Origin of the sequence: Streptomyces sp. A3M-1-3 (genome assembly GCF_024213665.1) — a bacterium.
GTDB lineage: Bacteria > Actinomycetota > Actinomycetes > Streptomycetales > Streptomycetaceae > Streptomyces.
In genome coordinates this window covers 129,801-146,536 of record NZ_JANAVP010000013.1, presented here as the reverse complement: position 1 = coordinate 146,536, position 16,736 = coordinate 129,801, and the positions used below count along the sequence as shown (strand labels likewise).

Sequence of the window (16,736 nt, the reverse complement as noted above, 5' to 3'; positions counted from 1 at the left end):
GCTACCACCCTCGCACCTTCCGAACGGGACCGCGCATGTGGCGCAACTCGGTGTGGCTCACCGCCGAGCCCCGGGGAAGCGGAGTTCTGGCGATGAGCACGGCCACGTCGTCCTGGGCCGCGGACGGCAGCAGTCGGTCGAGGATGCGGTCACAGATCTCCTTCAGGGGGCGGTCGAGGTGCCGCAGCGACTGGGCCAGCTGCTGCATGCCCTGGTCGAGGTCTCTGTCGCGGTTCTCGATCAGTCCCAGCCGGCGGCCATCGCTGTCGAGCAGCGGAGCGTAGAGCACGACCAGGTCCGGTCGTGACCGGGATCGGCCGGGGTGCGACCGGTGCGGCGGACGTCGACCACCGCCTCGCCGCTGTCGAGAACCCGCCGCATCACGGTCTCCAGCGCCGCGGCGTTGACCTCTGGCGCGACCTCGGCGAGCCGCTTGCCGAGGTGCTCGGCCGCGGAGACGCCGTTCATCCGCGCCAGCGCCTCGTTGACCCGCAGAAAGCGCAGATCGGGGCCGAGCATGGCCAGGCCGATCGGGGACTGGGTCAACAGACCGTCCAGGGCCGCCAGCGAATCCCGCATGCCCAGGACCGCGGAGGTCTCCACGGCGATGGCCAGGATGCCTGTGCCTCCCTGCGGGTCCGGGGCCGGGCAGATCCACATCTCCATCGGCACGAGGTGCCCGTCGCGGTGCCGCACCGGCACGGTTCCGACCACGGCTTCACCGGCCTTGACCTGCTGCATCAGCTGATCGGCGAGCTCCCAGTTGGACTCCGGGACCAGTACGGGGGTCCCGTACCGGCCCAGCAGCTGCTCCCGCGCGTAGCCGAGGAGGTCCTGCGCGGCGAGCGACCACTCCATGATGCGCCCTTGCGCATCGGCCCTCCACAGCGCCATGGGAAGCAGGTCACGGAGCACGCCCGCGTACCCGACCGCCGACAGGGGCTGATCCGGCACATCGCTCGCCGACTCGTGTGTGTCCACCGCGATGACCTCACCCCGGGGCGGGTGGGAAAGCGGCGGGCGGCGGCGGTCGCGGAGCGTGCCAGGGCATGATGGCTCCGTATCCACCGCGGGTGACCAGCGACCAGCAGCCGCACGCAGCCGTCAGGCAAGGGCGGCGGGAATGAGCCGGTTTGAGTGCAATCAGGGCAATCCACAGCGAAGAGCAACTGGCCTCGCAGCTCTCCGCGTTGGGCGTCGAAGGCGGCGCCGTTGTCATGGTGCACGCGTCGCTGCGCCGGGTGGGGGCGGTGGAGGGTGGCCCCCGGACGGTGATCCGCGCGCTGCGGCACGTACTGGGGCCGGACGGAACCCTGGTGGTTCCGGCGTTCACTTCGGAGAACTCCGACACCTCCACGAGCTTTCTGGAGCGCGTACGCGGTCTCAGCGACGAGGCTCGCGCGGCCGTACTCGCGGACATGCCCGCCTTCGACAGAGCGGCCACACCGGCGCTGTCGATGGGGTCGCTGGCGGAGACACTGCGCCTCACGCCGGGGGCGCTGCGCAGTGACCATCCTCAGACGTCGTTCGCGGCGCTCGGACCGCACGCCGAGAAGGTCGTCGCCGGCCACCGGCCCGACTGCCACCTGGGCGAGGGCTCCCCGCTGGCCCACCTCTACGGCGTGCGTGCCCAAGTGCTGCTCCTGGGCGTCGGTTTCGAAAGGTGCAGCGCCTTTCACCTGGCGGAATACCGGGTTCCAAGGCCGCCGCGCCGACACTATCGGTGCGTGGTGTCCTGCCACGATGAACGCCGGTGGTGGCAGTACGAGGATGTCGACCTGGACGACAGCGACTTCGCCGCCCTGGGGGCCGACTTCGAGCACAGCGACGAGACGGGCGCCGTCCGGGCCGGCCCGGTGGGCTCGGCCCACTGCCGGCTCGTGCGGTTCCGGGACGCCGTCGACTTCGCACAGCGGTGGATCCCGAGCCACCGTGGCACGGCCGCCGACCGTGACGGCTGAACCGGGCCGCCGGTCTCCTCGCGGCCCTCACCAGGTGGGCGCCCTCGCCTCGGCACGTTCCGCCGGAGCGGCCTACCGTCGAGACATGGACGAGATCATCGTGGTGTACCGGCTCGATCAGCCGGTGAAGGAGCTTGCGCACGCCGACGAGGCACCGGGCGAGGGGCCGGCCGTACTCGAAGTGCACGCGGCGCCCGCCGCCCCGGGGGCGCACTCGGTCCCTGGCCCGCGGACCCTGTGCGGCAAGGACACCGTCAACATGCGGCCTGCCCCCTGGAAGCCTTCCGGACCCGGTTTCCCCTGGTACGACCCGCAGTACGCGCACAAGGTCTGCGAGGCCTGCGATACCGCGATGGAGAGCTGACCGGGCCGGAGCCGCGCATCCCTCACACGACGAGCCCTACGGGCGGTAGCGCAGCGGATGGTGCTCCGGCACTTCCACCACGGCGATGCGTGTACCGTCCGGATCCGCGATCCACATCTCGACCAGTCCCCACGGCTCCTCCTTCGGCGGGCGGAGGATCTCCACGCCGCGCTGCTTGAGCTCCTCGTACGCGGCTGCCGCGTCCGCCACCTGGAGCCACACCTGGACGCAGGGCGACGGCGCCGCGTCGCAGCGGCCTGAAAGCTCGAGGAAGCCGCCGCCCAGGAAGTACACGGTGCCGCGCTCGGGACCTGTGCCGAACTCGCGGTAGACGGCCAGACCGAGCGCCTCGCCATAGAACGCGCGGGACCGCCCGGGGTCGGTGGGGCGGAGCAGAATCCTGCTGCCCAGTACATGGACCATGTCACGGCACCCTAGCGCCCACGGCGCCTTTCGGCTGGTGCGTACGATCGCGGTGCGTACCGTCCGAGCGGTCGTCCCAGCCGCACAAGAGGATCAGCCACCATGACGAGCAAGTCCGCATCATTCGACGAGTTGGACCGGAAGATCGTCGCAGCTCTGGTCGCGAACGCGCGCACGAGCTTCACGGAGATCGGCGCGGCGATCGGCCTGTCGGCCACGGCGGTCAAGCGGCGGGTCGACCGGATGCGGGAGACCGACATCATCACCGGATTCACCACCACGGTGCGGCCGGCCGCCCTCGGCTGGCGGACGGAGGCCTATGTGGAGGTGTACTGCGACGGTGCGGCCCCGCCCCGGCGCATCGCCGAGGTCGTGCGCAACCACCCCGAGATCATGGCGGCGATGACGGTGACCGGCGGCGCCGACGCGCTCCTGCACGTCCGGGCGACCGACGTGGAGCACTTCGAGAACGTGCTCGAGCGGATCCGGGCCGAGCCCTTCGTCCGCAAGACCATCAGCTACATGGTCCTGTCGCACCTGCTGACGAACAGTCCGGAAGCCGGCGCCGGACTGGCCGCCCCGCCCGGTGCCGCCGAGTAGAGCAGCGAACTGCCGTCGACCGGTTTATTTACGCAGCATCGCTGCGCGCACACGCAGTTTTTGCTTCTTGTCGCCCGTCCGCGCCGCTTCCTACTGTTATTGGCGTCCCCGGTCACCACAGGAAGCGGGAGGAATCTCTCGGTGCCAACCAGCCGTATACCGCGTCCCAGACGCTATCTGGTCTGCGAGCCCCGGTACTTCGACGTGCGGTACGCCATCAATCCCTGGATGCGCGAGAACACGGATGTCGACCTCGGCCTCGCCCGGTCCCAGTGGGACGCGCTGATCCGGACCTACCGCGACCACGGCCACTCGGTGGAGACCGTGGAGCCGCAGGCGGGACTCCCGGACATGGTGTTCGCGGCGAATTCGGCGCTCGTCGTGGAGGGCCGGGTCTTCGGCTCCCGCTTCCACGCACCGGAGCGCCGGCCGGAGGAGGCGGCGTACGAGGTCTGGTTCAAGGCAGCCGGATTCGACGTCCACCGGCCGGAATCGGTGTGCGAGGGCGAGGGCGACCTCGTTCCGGTCGGTCCCTACATCCTGGCGGGCACGGGCTTCCGTACCACCAGGGCGGCGCACCGGGAGGTGCAGGAGTTCTTCGGTGTGCCGACGATCGGCCTGCAGCTGGTGGATCCGTACTTCTACCACCTGGACACCGCGCTGTTCGACCTCGGTGACGCGAACATCGCCTACTACCCGGACGCCTTCTCCCCGGGCTCCCGCGAGGTGCTGGAGCGCCTCTTTCCGCAGGCGGTGACCGCGACGCGGGACGACGCCATGGCGTTCGGTCTCAACTCGGTCTCCGACGGCCGCCACATCTTCGTCGCCCCGCAGGCGGACGGCCTCATCGGCCGGCTCGCCGCGCGCGGGTATGTTCCCGTCCCCGTCGACCTGTCCGAATTCCACAAGGCAGGCGGTGGCATCAAGTGCTGCACTCAGGAGATCCGCGCATGACGACCACACCCGTACGTTCGCCGCGTTCGTCCACCGAGCTGATCCGCGCGGAGGAGTCGGTGCTCGCGCACAACTACCACCCGCTGCCCGTGGTCGTCGCCCGCGCCGAGGGTGTGTGGGTCGAGGACGTGGAGGGGCGTCGCTATCTGGACATGCTGGCCGGTTACTCGGCCCTCAACTTCGGCCACCGGCATCCGGCGCTCATCGCCGCCGCGCACCGCCAGCTCGACGAAGTCACGCTGACCTCGCGCGCCTTCCACAACGACCGGCTCGCCGGCTTCGCGGAGGGCCTTGCCGAGCTGACCGGCCTCGACGTGACACTGCCGATGAACACGGGCGCGGAGGCCGTCGAGAGCGGCATCAAGGTCGCCCGCAAGTGGGCGTACGAAGTGAAGGGAGTCGCCCCGGACCGGGCGACGATCGTCGTGGCCGCCGGCAATTTCCACGGCCGTACGACGACGATCGTGGGATTCTCCAGCGACGCCGGCGCCCGCAACGGCTTCGGCCCGTTCGCCCCCGGCTTCCGCGTCGTCCCGTACAACGATCTCGCCGCGCTGGAGGCTGCGGTGGACGAGACGACGGCGGCCGTCCTGATCGAGCCCATCCAGGGCGAGGCGGGCGTCGTCATCCCCGACGACGGCTATCTGACGGGCGTACGGGAGGTGACCCGGCGCGCGGGGTGCCTGCTGATCGCCGACGAGATCCAGTCCGGTCTCGGCCGCACCGGGACCACGCTGGCCGTGGAGCACGAGTCCGTACTCCCGGACGTCCTGCTGCTCGGCAAGGCGCTGGGCGGCGGCATCGTCCCGGTCTCCGCGGTGGTCGCCCGCCGCGACGTCCTGGCGGTGCTGCGCCCCGGCGACCACGGCTCGACGTTCGGCGGGAACCCGTTGTCCGCGGCCGTGGGTTCGGCCGTCGTCGAGCTGCTGGCGACGGGCGAGTTCCAGCGCCGGGCCGCCGAACTGGGCGAGGTACTGCGGGGTGGCCTGGCCGCGCTGACCGGGAAGGGCGTCGTGGGCTTCCGGGCCCGCGGACTGTGGGCGGGCGTCGATGTGGACCCGGCGATCGGAACGGGCCGCGAGATCAGTGAACGCCTCCTGCACGAGGGCGTCCTGGTCAAGGACACCCACGGTTCCACGATCAGGCTCGCCCCGCCCCTGACCATCACGCGCGAGGAACTGGAATCTGCCCTCGCGTCTCTGGAGAAGGTCCTCACGGCGTAGCGGAGCGCCGGAGCGGCGAACCGTCGGTTCACCGCTCCGGCCCGGGTCCACGCGCTCAGAATTACCCGTCCGCACCGGGCTGTCGCGGCGCACAGCACAGACGAGACGCCTGCCTACTGCGCGGACGGCGCCAGCATCCACGCGGCCAGGCCGTCGAGGACCAGGCCGAGACCCAGTTCGAAAGCACGGTCGTCGAGCGCTGCGAGGCCGGTGCCGACAGCGGCCGCACCCGCGAGGGAGTCGGCGGGGGAAGGGAAATCGGGGCGATAAACGTCCGCGGACCTTCCTCAATGTGCCGGCGGCGCTCTGGACCGCCTTCGAGGTCGTCAACGTCTGTTGGCCGCGTGCCGTCCTCGCCCCGCCGGGCGCCCCCTGGTACCAGGTCTGGGCCGGACTCCTGGGCACAGGCGCGGTGATCACCGCCGGCCTGGTCTACCTGGTGGCGAGGAAGCCGCAGAACAAGCTGCGCGCCGCCGTCGCGAGCGAGAAGCCGTGCGGTGAAGCAGCAGCCGAGCGGTCCGGCGCGCTCGCCGGCGAGCCTGTGTGACCGCCGGCAGACCACCCCGCCCCCTGGGACTGGGGCGGGCTGCTGCCCGCCGTCCAGGCAGTCGGCGGACCGGCGCGCAACCCCGCCTGCGGTGGCGGCGTTCCGGTTCAGCGGCGCGGGCGGATGCCGCGAGCCGGGGAAGGGATACGGACCGATTCCGCTTCCTCGTCGTCGTCCGGCGGAGGCAACGCGATCGTCCAGGCCGGTTCGAGGAACAGCCCCTGGTAGCCGATGTCCGGGGTGGTGGCGCCGGCCGGGCGCTCTCCGGAGACGTGACGGGACGGAGCAGTAGGCATGCAGAGCCTTCCGAGTAACGGGGTGCGAGGCGCGCGGGAGATCTCGCCGTGCGCAGTTGGCGTGTGTATCCCCGCTCGCCGAGTGCCGAATCAGTTCATGCGGCGTCAGTTCATCCGGCGGAGACAGGTAAATACTACGGCCGTTCGAGACCGCGGGGTGATCTTCGCGCTCCCGGGATTCTGCGTGTCGGACCACGCGCGTCTCTTCCCACCCCGCACGTCGGCCTCAACTGTGTACCGGCGCCCTGCCCATGGCGTCCCGCGCCGCCTCCAGAGCCGCCAGGCGGTCGGCCGGAACCAGGCCGATCCGGGTGCGCCGGTCGAGGAGGTCGGACTCGTCCAGCGCGCCTTCGTGGTGTACGGCCCAGACGAGTTCGGCTCCCGTGACCGGATGGCCGGGGACGACGGGGGCGCGAAGGGCGGGGTCGGCGGCGCCCAGGGCGTGCACGGCCGGTGCCTCGGTTCCGTACCGATGGACCAGACGGCGCGGTGCGTCGAGGCTCGCCAGGGCGCGGGGCGGAGCGGCGCCGACGAGCGGGATCGAGGCCGTCCGGCACTGCCCGGCGGTCAGGCCGCGTGCGGCCACGGTGGCGTCCACCGCGTCCTCGGCCATCCGCCGGTAGGTGGTGAGCTTTCCGCCGACGACGGTGACGACGCCGTCCGGCGAGGTCAGTACGGCGTGCTTGCGGGAGATGTCCGCGGTGTGGCCCGTTGTCCCGGAGCCGTCCGCCGGCGGGGCGGTGTCCAGGAGGGGGCGCAGGCCGGCGAAGGCGCCGATCACATCCGTACGGTGGACGGGGAGGTCGAGGGCGGAGCCGAGGACGTCGAGCAGGAAGCCGATGTCCGTCTCGGGCACGGTCGGTACATCCGGGACGTCTCCCTCGACGGGCTCGTCGGTCAGTCCGACGTAGACCCGGCCGTCGCCCTGCGGGAGGACGAGTACAAAGCGGTTGGTCGCGCCAGGGATCGGGATGTGCATGCCGGTCGAGAGGGTGCCGAGGTCTTCGGACCTCAGCACCAGGTGGGTGCCGCGCGACGGCCGCATCCGTATGCCCTCGACGAGGCCGCCGGCCCAGATTCCCGCCGCGTTGATCACGGCGCGGGCCCGGATCCGCAGTTCCTGGCCGGTCAGTTCGTCGCGTATCCGGGCACCCGAGCCGCTGAGCTCCAGCGCGCGGGCGCGGGTCAGGATGTGTGCGCCGTGGGCCGCGGCGGTCCGTGCGACGGCGGTCACCAGGCGGGCGTCGTCGCTCAGTTGGCCGTCCCAGGAGAGCAGTCCGCCGCGCAGCCCGGACGTGCGCAGGCCCGGTGCCAGATGCCGGGTCTCCACCGCGGACAGCGTGCGAGGGGCCGGCAGCGTGGCGCGGGAGGTGCGGGCCGATACGCGGAGCAGGTCGCCCGCCCTGAGTCCGGCCTGCACGAGGGCGGCCTGCCGGCGCCCGACCAGTGGGGTGAGCGGCAGCACGAAGGGCTGTGCGCGCACCAGGTGCGGCGCGGTGCGTTCCATGAGTACGCCCCGCTCGACGGCGCTCTCGTAAGCGACATCGAGATGGCCGGACGCGAGATAGCGCAAGCCCCCGTGGATCAGCTTCGAGCTCCACCGGGACGTGCCGAACGCGAGGTCGTGCGCGTCGATCGCGGCGACGGACAGCCCGCGGGAGGCCGCGTCGAGCGCGGCGCCGGCGCCGGTCGCACCGAGGCCGACCACCAGCACGTCGACCGCCCCGCCGTCGGCGAGTTCGGCCAGCTCGCGGGAGCGGCGCGCGGCGTTCAGGGAGGCGGCGGCGGGAGCGCTGCTCGGGAGGCTGGGGCTCAGGGCGCTCATGGCGTAAGGGTCCTCTCCAGGATGGTCCGCAGCTCCTGCTGGAAGGCGGCAGCGGTGAGGTCGGGGTCGTCCTCGTCGGTCATCGTGCGCAGCGAGAGAGTGAAGGCCTGCACGATGAGCAGCAGGGAACGGCCCTGCCGTACGGGGTGCTCCACGCGGACGGAACCGTCCGCGTGGCCCTCCTTCAGGGCGGTGGTGATCAGTTCCAGCAGCGCGTCCTGGCTGGCGCCCCGGCGGTCGATCAGATAGGGCAGCAGCAGCTCGGGGTCGACGTCGATGATCTTGTGGAACAGCGGGTGCGCGCGAAACGCCTGCGCCCCGGCCACCAGGCCGTCGACCAGGCGCAGTCTGGTGGGGGCCGCCGGGTCGTGATCGGGCAGCGCGCCCTGCGCGACGGCGACCCACTCGCGGGTCATCAGATCGCCGACGAGGGTCCGTACGTCCGGCCACCGGCGGTACAGCGTCATACGGGAGACCCCGGCGCGCCGGGCCACGTCGGTCAGGGTGGTCCGGCGGACTCCGACGGCCAGCACACAGTCGCGGGCCGCGTCGAGTACGGTATCGCCGTCCGAATGGTTGTGACGAATGGGCGTCATCTGTCACAGTGTAATGCCAGTGGCGCCGCAGGACACGTCACCCCGCACAACCGGTGAGGAAACAACCCAAGTGGACATGTTGTGGAGCGGCTGGGGCGACCCGGCCAAGGCGGCCCCGCTGCCCGATACCGTGATCGGCCTGCTGCGCGATCTCCTCGGCGTCAAGCCCCGGAGCATCGAGCCGGTCGCGCTCGGCGAGATCTCCGTCCCCGAGCCCGCGCTCGGCAGCGGGGCCCACCAGGCGCTCGCCGAGTGCCTCGCCGACACGGCGTACGTACGCACCGACGCGGAGGCCCGCGTCCGGCACACCCGCGGCAAGTCCACCCCGGACCTGCTGCGCATCCGCGCCGGCGAGGTCGACGACATCCCGGCCGCCGTGGTGCTGCCGGGCAGCCACGAGGACGTACTCGCCGTTCTGCGCGTCTGTGCCGAACACGGCCTGTCCGTCGTGCCCTTCGGCGGCGGAACCTCCGTCGTCGGGGGTCTGGCCCCGGACCGCCCCGGCTCTTTCGTCGCGCTGGACCTGCGCCGCCTGGACGCTCTGCTGTCCCTCGACGAGGTCTCCCGTACCGCCACCCTGCAGCCGGGACTGCGCGCCCCCGAGGCCGAAGCCCTGCTCGCCGAGCGGGGGTTCACCCTGGGGCACTTCCCGCAGTCGTACGAATGGGCCACCATCGGCGGCTTCGCGGCCGCCCGCTCCAGCGGCCAGGCCTCGGCCGGCTACGGCCGGTTCGACGAGATGGTGCTGGGTCTGACCGTCGCCACGCCCGAGGGCACCCTCGACGTGGGCCGCGCCCCCCGCTCCGCCGCGGGCCCCGATCTGCGTCAGCTGGTACTGGGATCCGAGGGCGCGTTCGGCGTCATCACCTCGGTGACCGTACGGATCCGCCCGCTCCCGGAGTCCAAGGTCTACGAGGGGTGGCGCTTCCCCACCTTCGAAGCCGGGGCGGCCGCGCTGCGACGCCTCGCCCAGGACGGCCCGCGTCCGACCGTACTGCGGCTGTCGGACGAGACGGAGACCCTGATCGGGCTGGCGCAGCCCGACGCCATCGGCGGCGCGGACAGCACCACCCCGCAGCCCGCCGGCTGCGTGGCGATCGCCGGGTTCGAGGGCACTGCCGAGGACACGGCGAGCCGGCAGGCGCAGGCCCGGGCCGTACTGCGCGCCTGCGGAGGCGAGTTGCTCGGCGAGGAGCCGGGGGAGCGCTGGGCACACGGCCGCTACTCCGCGCCGTACTTGCGCGACTCGCTGCTCGACGCCGGCGCGTTCGCCGAAACGCTGGAAACCGCGGCCTTCTGGTCGCGTATCCCCGCGCTCTACGACTCCGTACGCCAGGCACTCACCACCACCCTGACCGAGGCGGGCACCCCGCCCCTGGTCATGTGCCACATTTCCCACGTCTACGACACCGGCGCGTCCCTGTACTTCACCGTCGTCTCGGCGCAGGGCGAGGACCCGGTCGCCCACTGGGCCCCGGCCAAGCAGGCCGCGGGCGACGCGATCATCGCCGGGGGCGGCACCATCAGCCACCACCACGGCGTGGGCACGGACCACCGCGACTGGTACACGCAGGAGATCGGCCCCCTGGGCGTCGAAATCCTCCAGGCCGTCAAGGCCCGGCTCGACCCCGCCGGGATACTCAACCCCGGCATCCTGCTCCCCACCCGCTGACCGGCCACCCCCCTGCCTTTCGGAGGCACATTTCATGCGACAGTTCACCGCCGTCGTCAACCCCACCGCAGGGGGGTCCACCGGGACGGCGGCCCTCCTCCCGCTGGCCCGCCTGCTCCGGGAAGCGGGCGCACACCTCGACACGGAGTACAGCCGCAGCCTGGAACACGCGCGGGAAGTGGCGCGCAGGGCCGGCGAGCAGGGGCGCGTCGTACTCGCCGTCGGCGGGGACGGGATCGCCGGCTGCGTCGGCGGCGCGCTCAGCGGCACGGACACGCTCTTCGGCCTCGTCCCCGCGGGCCGCGGCAACGACTTCGCCCGGGCGCTGGGCCTGCCGACCACGCCCCCCGCTCTGGCCGAGCTGCTCCTGCACGGCACCCCGAAGCGGATCGACACCATCGAGGTCGAATCGGCCGTGCACCACAGAACCGCCGTGCTGGGCAGCGTGTACGCGGGCGTCGACGCGGTGGCCAACCGCCACGCCAACACCTCCCGCTGGCTGCGCGGTGCTGCCTCGTACTACGCGGGCGGCTTGCGGGCGGTGGCCACCTGGCGGGCCGTCGACTACCGGATCACCGTGGACGGGGTACTGCACGAACGGCGCGGCTACACGGTGGTGACGGCCAACTCCGGTTACTACGGCTTCGGCCGGCTCGTCGCCCCCGGCGCGCGACTGGACGACGGGCTGCTGGACGTCGTGGTGATCCGCGATGCGCCGCGGCGGCTGTTCTTCGCCGTGATGAACGAACTGAAGACCGGCGCGCACATCAACCGCCCCGAGGTGGAGATCCTGCACGGCAAGGAGATCCGCATCGAGGCGAACCGTGAAATCCCCTACGGCGCGGACGGCGAGGTGGACGCGGTCCTCCCGATGACAGCAAGGGTGCAACCCGGCGCGCTGAACGTGCTGTGCTGAACGTGCTGCGCTGACCCTGATGTGCTGACCGGTGCCGGACGGCTCGCCCTTACTGCTCGCTCACTGTTCGCGCAGGCCCCAGGGTGAGCCGTACTCGGTCAGCAGGTCGAGGAAGGGCCGTGCGGGCAGCGCCTCGGGGCCGAGGATGCCGCTGCCGGACCAGGTGCCCGCCGCGATCAGCTCGAGAGCCACGACCGGGTTGATGGCGGTCTGCCACACGACCGCCTGGCAGCCGTACTCGGCCATGGACCACTGGTTGTCGACCACGTGGTAGAGGTACACCTCGCGCGGACTGCCGTCCTTGGTGCCCTTGACCCAGGTTCCCGCACAGGTCTTCCCGTGCATGCGCTCTCCCAGGGTTGCCGGGTCGGGCAGACAGGCCGCCACCACATCGCGCGGCGAGACGCGGACCGTGCCGGACCCGTCGGCCGCGGGGACCGGGACCGGTTCGGTGCGGTCGAGTCCCAGCAGGTGCAGCGTCTGCAGCGTACGGATGAAGTCCTCGCCCAGCCCGTACTTGAAGGTGACGCGGCGCGCGTCGACCCAGCGGGGCACCAGGAGGACTTCCTCGTGCTCGACGTTGACGCACTCCACGGGCCCGATGCCCTCGGGGAAGTCGAAGACCTCGGGCTCGCTGAAGGGAGCGGTGGTGAACCAGCCGCGGTCGGCCTCGTAGACGACGGGCGGGTTGAGGCATTCCTCGATGGTGGTCCAGATGCTGAACGAGGGCGCGAAGTCGTAGCCGTCGACCGTGAGGTTCGCCCCGTCCCGGATGCCGATCTCCTCGATCTCGTCGAAGAGCTCGTCGGCGGCGTACCGGGCGAAGACATCGGACAGTCCCGGCTCCACACCGATGCCGACCAGGGCGAGGGCGCCGGCCTTCTCCCAGTCGGCGGCGCGCTCGAACTGGGCGTCGCCGAGCTTGACGCCGCAGAGGTCGTACGGGCGCTCGGGGTGGGGCCGCGACAAGGACATCGCCATGTCCAGGTAGTGCGCGCCGGCGGCCAGAGCCGCCTGGAAGAGCGGCATGACGAATCGGGGGTCGGTGGCGTTGAGGAGCACGTCGCAGCGCTGCTGGTTCAGCAGGGCGCTGACGGCGGGCTCGTCGCCGGCGTCGATCCGTACCGCGCTGAAGCGGCTGCCCGCCTCGCCCAGGGCTTCGACGGCCGCTTCGGCGCGGGACAGGTCGTAGTCGGCGACGACCATGTGGTCGAAGAACGGGCGGCGGGCCGCGATCCGGGTGATGGCGGTGCCGACACCGCCGGCTCCCACGAGCAGAACACGCATGGCAGAAACTCCGTTTCTCGGGCAGTGCGTCCAGGGCGCTGCTCAGGCTGCTGCGCCCACGAGTTGCGATCCAACGTCCGGGCCCCTGTTCACGTCAATGGTGTTGGCATAAGCTCTGGCCCACGCCGCCGGAGGCGGGCCGGACGTCACGTCGCGAAGGAGAACGCCATGTCCAAGCCGGTGGTAACGCAGGACGAGCGACGACGGCGTCGCCCGACGAAGACCGGCGCGGTCCTGTCGGAGCAGCTGATCGTGGAGACGGCGCTGCGCATGCTGCGGGAACACGGGAGCGCGGGGCTGACGGTCCGCCGCCTGGGTACGGCCCTGGGGGCCGACCCGAGCACGCTGTACCGGTACTTCAGCGGCATCGACGACCTGACGCTGGCCATCGGGGACGTGCTCATCGGGCGGGCGCTGGCAGGCTGGCAGGGCACCGGTGAATGGCGCGCCGACCTGCGCGAACTGGGGCTGCGCATCCATGCCGCGTACCTCGGACACCCCCAGGCGGCGGTGCTCACCGCCAACCGGGTGACCGGGAGAGCCCACGAGGTGGCGGCCGACGAGAGGATCCTGGGGCTGCTGCGCAGGGCCGGCTTCGCGGACGCCGACGCGGTCCGGATCTACCACGCGTTCATCGACCAGGCTCTGGCATTCGCCGCGCTGGACGCCGCCTCTCTCGCGCTGCCGGAAGCTGCTCGCGCGGCGGACGAGGAGGTCTGGCGAGCCACGTACGCCCGGCTGCCCGCGGCGACGCACCCGCACATCGCGGCTACCGCGCCGCTGCTGGTCGCCCGGATGAACGACAGTGCCTATCCGACGGCGCTGGACATGCTCCTGGACAGCGCACAGGCACAGCTTGCCGCACGGCGCGCGGGGACGGCCGAAGGACGCCCTGAAACGCGCTGAGACGGGGCCCGCTCTCACCACGCTCGGTCGGTGCACAGGAGGGGAGGCAGGAGTCGAACCTGCGGCATCCGGTTTTGGAGACCGGCGCTCTGGCCTCTGAGCTACACCCCTTCGGTGCGTGTCAGCCTGACAGGTCCGGCCCCGGCGTTCCAGCGGATATTGCGGATGCGCGAGCGACGTCGTCAGTTTCCGCCGAACGCCCCGGCGCTGTAGACATAGAGCGCGATCACACCGGCCAGGCAGGCGAGGACCACCCAGGAGGCGAAGCTCGTGTGTCTCCCTCTGCGCCTGGACTTGCCATAGCGTCTGGACCGACCCGGCCTACCGGACCGACTGGGCCGACCTGACCGACTGGGCCCACTGGGCTGGTCCCGTCTCGGCGCACGTGGCGCCGAGACGGCAGCGGTCTCGGCGAGCAGCCGGCGGCAGGTCGCGGCGAGTTCGCCCGTTCCTGCGGAGAGGGGGGCGATCGCCTCCGAGCGCGCCGGGGCGGTGGTGCCGCCGTCGAGTATGCGGCCTGCGCGGACGAGGATCTCGTCCCGGCCCCCCGCAGGGGCCAGGCTGATCCAGCGCTGAACGTGCTGACCTCGGATGACGACACACCCTGACCGGTCCCGGTACACGACGTGCTCCCGCCACAGCACCTGGGCCAACTCGCTTGCGGTCTCCCTCAGTTGCGCACTCACGCGCCCCTCCCCCTCCGCTGTACGGCACTCCCGAGCACCGCACTCTAGCGTCAGGTACACACCAAGCCGGTCTCGGGGTTCATGGCAGGTGACGGCGCCTCTGCCGCCGGCGGCAGAAGGCCTGGCCCTTCGATGTCCGGGTAGGGGTTCACAACACCCGTACGACAACTGGAGGAACGAATGGCCGGCAGCGAACGGAACGGCGTCGCCAGATCGGGCGAGGGCCGGGAGGATACGGAGGACGAGCGAGCTGACCGGCGGCGGCCACTCATGACGGATTCGTGCCGTGGCTGGTGTCCGCAGTGGTCGCCTGGTACCTGCTCTGCTGGTTCGCCCTGCCCCTGTGGGCCCGCTACCGGCTGACCGCACAGGACTGACTCCACCGCCTCATGGTCACCCCGTGGGGCTACTGCATCCAGTCGTCGTCGCCGGGGTCCCCGCCCTCCGCACGTACGGCGAGGCGCCCGACGTAGTGCTTCCAGCCCTCCTCGTGCGCGGCGCACGCCTCGGGTGAGGGCAGGCCGCTGTGGACGAGTCGGAGCAGGGTGCCGTCCGCGGTGGGTTCGAGGGTGATCTCCACGGTGGTGGAACCGGGTGGCACGGGCATGCCGCCCTGCTCCCAACCCCACGTAAAGACAAGGCGCTTGGGCGGGTCGACTTCGAGGAAGCGGCCGGCGGCGACGTTCTCGCGGTTGATCCGGGTGCGGTAGCTGCCGCCTGGTTCGAAGGAGAACGCGCCGTCGGCGCCCATCCAGGACAGCCACTTCTCGCGGTCGGTGAAGAAGCCGAAGACGGTTTCCGGGCGGGCGGCGATGTGCCGCTCGAGCGTGACGGTGTCCGTGGGTGTGGTCATGGTCTGCTCTCGTTCCGTTCGGCCTCTTCGGCGAGCCGGGCCAAGGTGTCGAGCTTGGTGCCCCACATCGCCTTGAGGTAGTCGGCGAGCGGGCCGAGGGCCTCCTGGTCCGCCCGGTAGTACCGCTTCGTCCCGTCCTTGCGGAGGGTAACCAGGCCGGCGTCGCGCAGCACCTTCAGATGCTGGGACACGGCGCCGAAGGTGACCTCGAAGCGGGCCGCGATGTCGCCTGCGGGCAGCTCCTCGTCCCAGATCAGCCGCAGAATCTCACGCCGTCTGGGCTCGGCGACGACCTGTACCGCGTCCATGGTCGGAATTTTAGTCCACGCTTCAGTTTGCCGCCCGGGCGGTCTTATTTTAGTGTGGACTCAAATAGCTGGGCGTCACCCGATGGCGGCCGCCACCCTTCAGGAGCACTTAATGACAGAGATCAACTTCCAGACCGACATCGCCACCGATCGCGCCCGCGTGCTGGAGGCGCTCAACACCCACGACGGCCTCACCGGCTGGTGGACCAACGACGTGAACCGCGAGGGCGAGGTCCTGTTCTTCAACTTCCCCGAGGTCCCCGAGCCCTTCCAGCTCCGTCGCGAGCGGGCCGACCAGGACCGCGTCGTCTGGGTGAACGTCGGCGCCTTCCCTCCGCACTGGGCCGGCACCACCATCACCTGGCAGCTGACCGAGGCCCCCGGCAGCGCCGGCACGCGCGTGGCCTTCTCCCACTCCGGCTTCGGGGGCGGCGAGAGCGAGCTGCCGATGATCACCGAAACGTGGGGTCAGTTGATGACCCGGCTCAAGGGCTTCGCCGAGACCGGCGAGCCGGACCCCTTCTTCACCGTCTGACCCGCACAGGAGACTGAACCCATGGCGGCGGGAGGAGCCACATGGGCATCATCGCTTGGATACTCGTCGGCCTTCTGGCGGGAATCATCGCCAAGACCCTGATGCCGGGCAGGGACCCCGGCGGAATCATCATCACCATGCTCATCGGAATTGCGGGCGGGCTCCTCGGCGGCCGCCTCGGCAAGGTCATCTTCGGTGTCGATTCCATCGACGGCTTCTTCGACCTCTCCACTTGGGTCGCGGCCATCGTGGGCTCGCTCATCCTGCTGATCCTTTACCGGCTCGTCACTGGCAATAGGTCCTCTCACCGCCACGCCTGATCGGCAGCGAGCACAGATTCGAGCCTTACGACCAGAGGCCGACCCGCCGTACGGCCCCGCCCTTCGAGGGTGGGGCCGTACAGCTCCGCTCAGAGCTCGCGGATGACGCGGGCCGGGTTGCCGGCCGCGACGACATTCGCCGGCAGGGCCCTGGTGACAACCGCTCCTGCGCCGACGACGGTGTTCTCGCCGATGGTTACTCCGGGGCAGGCGACGACTCCGCCGCCGAGCCAGACATTGTCACCGATGGTGATGGGCTTCGCCGCCTCCCGCTTGGCGCGTCGTGCTCAGGGTCGACCGGGTGGGTGGAGGTGAGGAGCTGGACGCAGGGGGCGATCTGTACGTCCGCGCCGATGTCGATCCTCACGACATCGGGCAGGGCGCTCCCGCATCGGGACGTACTTCGGCCGCCGGAGAGGCCCCCCGCGGCCCGGTGCGGCCCGAGGACATCGCCTCGGTGGTAT

The 16,736-nt window shown here is 71.1% G+C and carries 20 protein-coding genes, 1 tRNA gene and 1 pseudogene; 11 read left to right on the top strand and 11 right to left on the bottom strand.

The window, feature by feature from the left end; translation table 11 throughout:
* Window position 1: 1 nt before the first annotated feature.
* Together NLX86_RS17205 and NLX86_RS17200 are read right to left on the bottom strand one after the other, a co-directional pair.
* On the bottom strand, window positions 2-289 hold the full coding sequence (locus NLX86_RS17205; protein WP_254372588.1) for a SpoIIE family protein phosphatase: 288 nt from the start codon (window positions 287-289) through the stop codon (window positions 2-4).
* Entirely contained in the window at window positions 241-981 is a 741-nt protein-coding gene (locus NLX86_RS17200; RefSeq protein ID WP_254372587.1) for a PAS domain-containing protein, read from the bottom strand. Before NLX86_RS17200 ends, NLX86_RS17205 begins: the two co-directional genes overlap by 49 nt.
* 152 nt (window positions 982-1,133) lie before the next feature.
* Here NLX86_RS17200 and NLX86_RS17195 point away from each other — a divergent pair, with 152 nt between their 5' ends.
* Both NLX86_RS17195 and NLX86_RS17190 read left to right on the top strand, forming a co-directional pair.
* Entirely contained in the window at window positions 1,134-1,961 is an 828-nt protein-coding gene (locus tag NLX86_RS17195) for an aminoglycoside N(3)-acetyltransferase (RefSeq protein WP_254372586.1), read from the top strand.
* Window positions 1,962-2,046: 85 nt separating this feature from the next.
* Window positions 2,047-2,325 (top strand): hypothetical protein, encoded by a 279-nt coding sequence (locus NLX86_RS17190; protein WP_254372585.1) that lies wholly within the window; start codon window positions 2,047-2,049, stop codon window positions 2,323-2,325.
* Window positions 2,326-2,361: 36 nt separating this feature from the next.
* Here NLX86_RS17190 and NLX86_RS17185 read toward each other — a convergent pair whose 3' ends face one another.
* Window positions 2,362-2,748, bottom strand: a complete 387-nt coding sequence (locus NLX86_RS17185; RefSeq protein ID WP_254372584.1) for a VOC family protein — start codon at window positions 2,746-2,748, stop codon at window positions 2,362-2,364.
* 102 nt (window positions 2,749-2,850) lie between these two features.
* Here NLX86_RS17185 and NLX86_RS17180 point away from each other — a divergent pair, with 102 nt between their 5' ends.
* The 4 genes from NLX86_RS17180 (at window position 2,851) to NLX86_RS17165 (ending at window position 6,072) form a co-directional block, all read left to right on the top strand.
* Window positions 2,851-3,348 (top strand): Lrp/AsnC family transcriptional regulator, encoded by a 498-nt coding sequence (locus NLX86_RS17180; RefSeq protein ID WP_254372583.1) that lies wholly within the window; start codon window positions 2,851-2,853, stop codon window positions 3,346-3,348.
* Between the two features lie 141 nt (window positions 3,349-3,489).
* Entirely contained in the window at window positions 3,490-4,302 is an 813-nt protein-coding gene (gene ddaH, locus NLX86_RS17175; protein ID WP_254372582.1) for a dimethylargininase, read from the top strand.
* On the top strand, window positions 4,299-5,525 hold the full coding sequence (gene rocD, locus NLX86_RS17170; RefSeq protein WP_254372581.1) for an ornithine--oxo-acid transaminase: 1,227 nt from the start codon (window positions 4,299-4,301) through the stop codon (window positions 5,523-5,525). Before ddaH ends, rocD begins: the two co-directional genes overlap by 4 nt.
* Before the next feature lie 292 nt (window positions 5,526-5,817).
* The gene (locus NLX86_RS17165) at window positions 5,818-6,072 is read left to right on the top strand and encodes a hypothetical protein (protein WP_254372580.1); all 255 of its coding nucleotides are present in this window, start codon (window positions 5,818-5,820) and stop codon (window positions 6,070-6,072) included.
* Window positions 6,073-6,179: 107 nt separating this feature from the next.
* Here the strand turns inward: NLX86_RS17165 and NLX86_RS17160 are convergent, their stop codons facing one another.
* From NLX86_RS17160 to NLX86_RS17150, 3 genes are all read right to left on the bottom strand, one after another.
* Window positions 6,180-6,368 carry a hypothetical protein gene (locus tag NLX86_RS17160; RefSeq protein ID WP_254372579.1) on the bottom strand — a complete coding sequence of 63 codons (189 nt, stop codon included), beginning with the start codon at window positions 6,366-6,368 and terminating at the stop codon, window positions 6,180-6,182.
* Window positions 6,369-6,594: 226 nt separating this feature from the next.
* A complete protein-coding gene (locus tag NLX86_RS17155) occupies window positions 6,595-8,193 on the bottom strand; it encodes a glycerol-3-phosphate dehydrogenase/oxidase (protein ID WP_254372578.1) in 1,599 nt (532 codons plus the stop codon).
* A complete protein-coding gene (locus NLX86_RS17150; RefSeq protein ID WP_254372577.1) occupies window positions 8,190-8,789 on the bottom strand; it encodes a TetR/AcrR family transcriptional regulator in 600 nt (199 codons plus the stop codon). The genes NLX86_RS17155 and NLX86_RS17150 overlap by 4 nt, the downstream gene beginning before the upstream one ends.
* 70 nt (window positions 8,790-8,859) lie before the next feature.
* Here NLX86_RS17150 and NLX86_RS17145 point away from each other — a divergent pair, with 70 nt between their 5' ends.
* Entirely contained in the window at window positions 8,860-10,461 is a 1,602-nt protein-coding gene (locus NLX86_RS17145; protein ID WP_254372576.1) for an FAD-binding oxidoreductase, read from the top strand.
* A 34-nt stretch (window positions 10,462-10,495) separates the two neighbouring features.
* Complete coding sequence (locus NLX86_RS17140; protein WP_254372575.1) at window positions 10,496-11,377, top strand: YegS/Rv2252/BmrU family lipid kinase; 882 nt, start codon at window positions 10,496-10,498, stop codon at window positions 11,375-11,377.
* Between the two features lie 60 nt (window positions 11,378-11,437).
* Here NLX86_RS17140 and NLX86_RS17135 read toward each other — a convergent pair whose 3' ends face one another.
* Complete coding sequence (locus tag NLX86_RS17135) at window positions 11,438-12,664, bottom strand: saccharopine dehydrogenase family protein (RefSeq protein ID WP_254372574.1); 1,227 nt, start codon at window positions 12,662-12,664, stop codon at window positions 11,438-11,440.
* Window positions 12,665-12,832: 168 nt separating this feature from the next.
* Between NLX86_RS17135 and NLX86_RS17130 the strand changes: the two genes are divergently transcribed.
* A complete protein-coding gene (locus NLX86_RS17130; RefSeq protein ID WP_254372573.1) occupies window positions 12,833-13,570 on the top strand; it encodes a TetR/AcrR family transcriptional regulator in 738 nt (245 codons plus the stop codon).
* A gap of 38 nt (window positions 13,571-13,608) precedes the next feature.
* Here the strand turns inward: NLX86_RS17130 and NLX86_RS17125 are convergent.
* The 3 genes from NLX86_RS17125 to NLX86_RS17110 form a co-directional block, all read right to left on the bottom strand.
* Window positions 13,609-13,681, bottom strand: a tRNA-Trp gene (locus NLX86_RS17125).
* Between the two features lie 981 nt (window positions 13,682-14,662).
* Complete coding sequence (locus tag NLX86_RS17115; protein ID WP_254372572.1) at window positions 14,663-15,109, bottom strand: SRPBCC domain-containing protein; 447 nt, start codon at window positions 15,107-15,109, stop codon at window positions 14,663-14,665.
* The gene (locus NLX86_RS17110) at window positions 15,106-15,417 is read right to left on the bottom strand and encodes a helix-turn-helix transcriptional regulator (protein WP_254372571.1); all 312 of its coding nucleotides are present in this window, start codon (window positions 15,415-15,417) and stop codon (window positions 15,106-15,108) included. Before NLX86_RS17110 ends, NLX86_RS17115 begins: the two co-directional genes overlap by 4 nt.
* A gap of 112 nt (window positions 15,418-15,529) precedes the next feature.
* On the opposite strand from NLX86_RS17110, the gene NLX86_RS17105 reads away from it, so the two are divergent.
* The gene (locus NLX86_RS17105) at window positions 15,530-15,952 is read left to right on the top strand and encodes an SRPBCC domain-containing protein (protein ID WP_254372570.1); all 423 of its coding nucleotides are present in this window, start codon (window positions 15,530-15,532) and stop codon (window positions 15,950-15,952) included.
* Window positions 15,953-15,993: 41 nt separating this feature from the next.
* The gene (locus NLX86_RS17100) at window positions 15,994-16,272 is read left to right on the top strand and encodes a GlsB/YeaQ/YmgE family stress response membrane protein (protein WP_254372569.1); all 279 of its coding nucleotides are present in this window, start codon (window positions 15,994-15,996) and stop codon (window positions 16,270-16,272) included.
* A gap of 89 nt (window positions 16,273-16,361) precedes the next feature.
* Here NLX86_RS17100 and NLX86_RS34445 read toward each other — a convergent pair.
* Window positions 16,362-16,645, bottom strand: a pseudogene (locus NLX86_RS34445) (DapH/DapD/GlmU-related protein); the annotation flags it as partial.
* Window positions 16,646-16,736 lie beyond the last annotated feature (91 nt).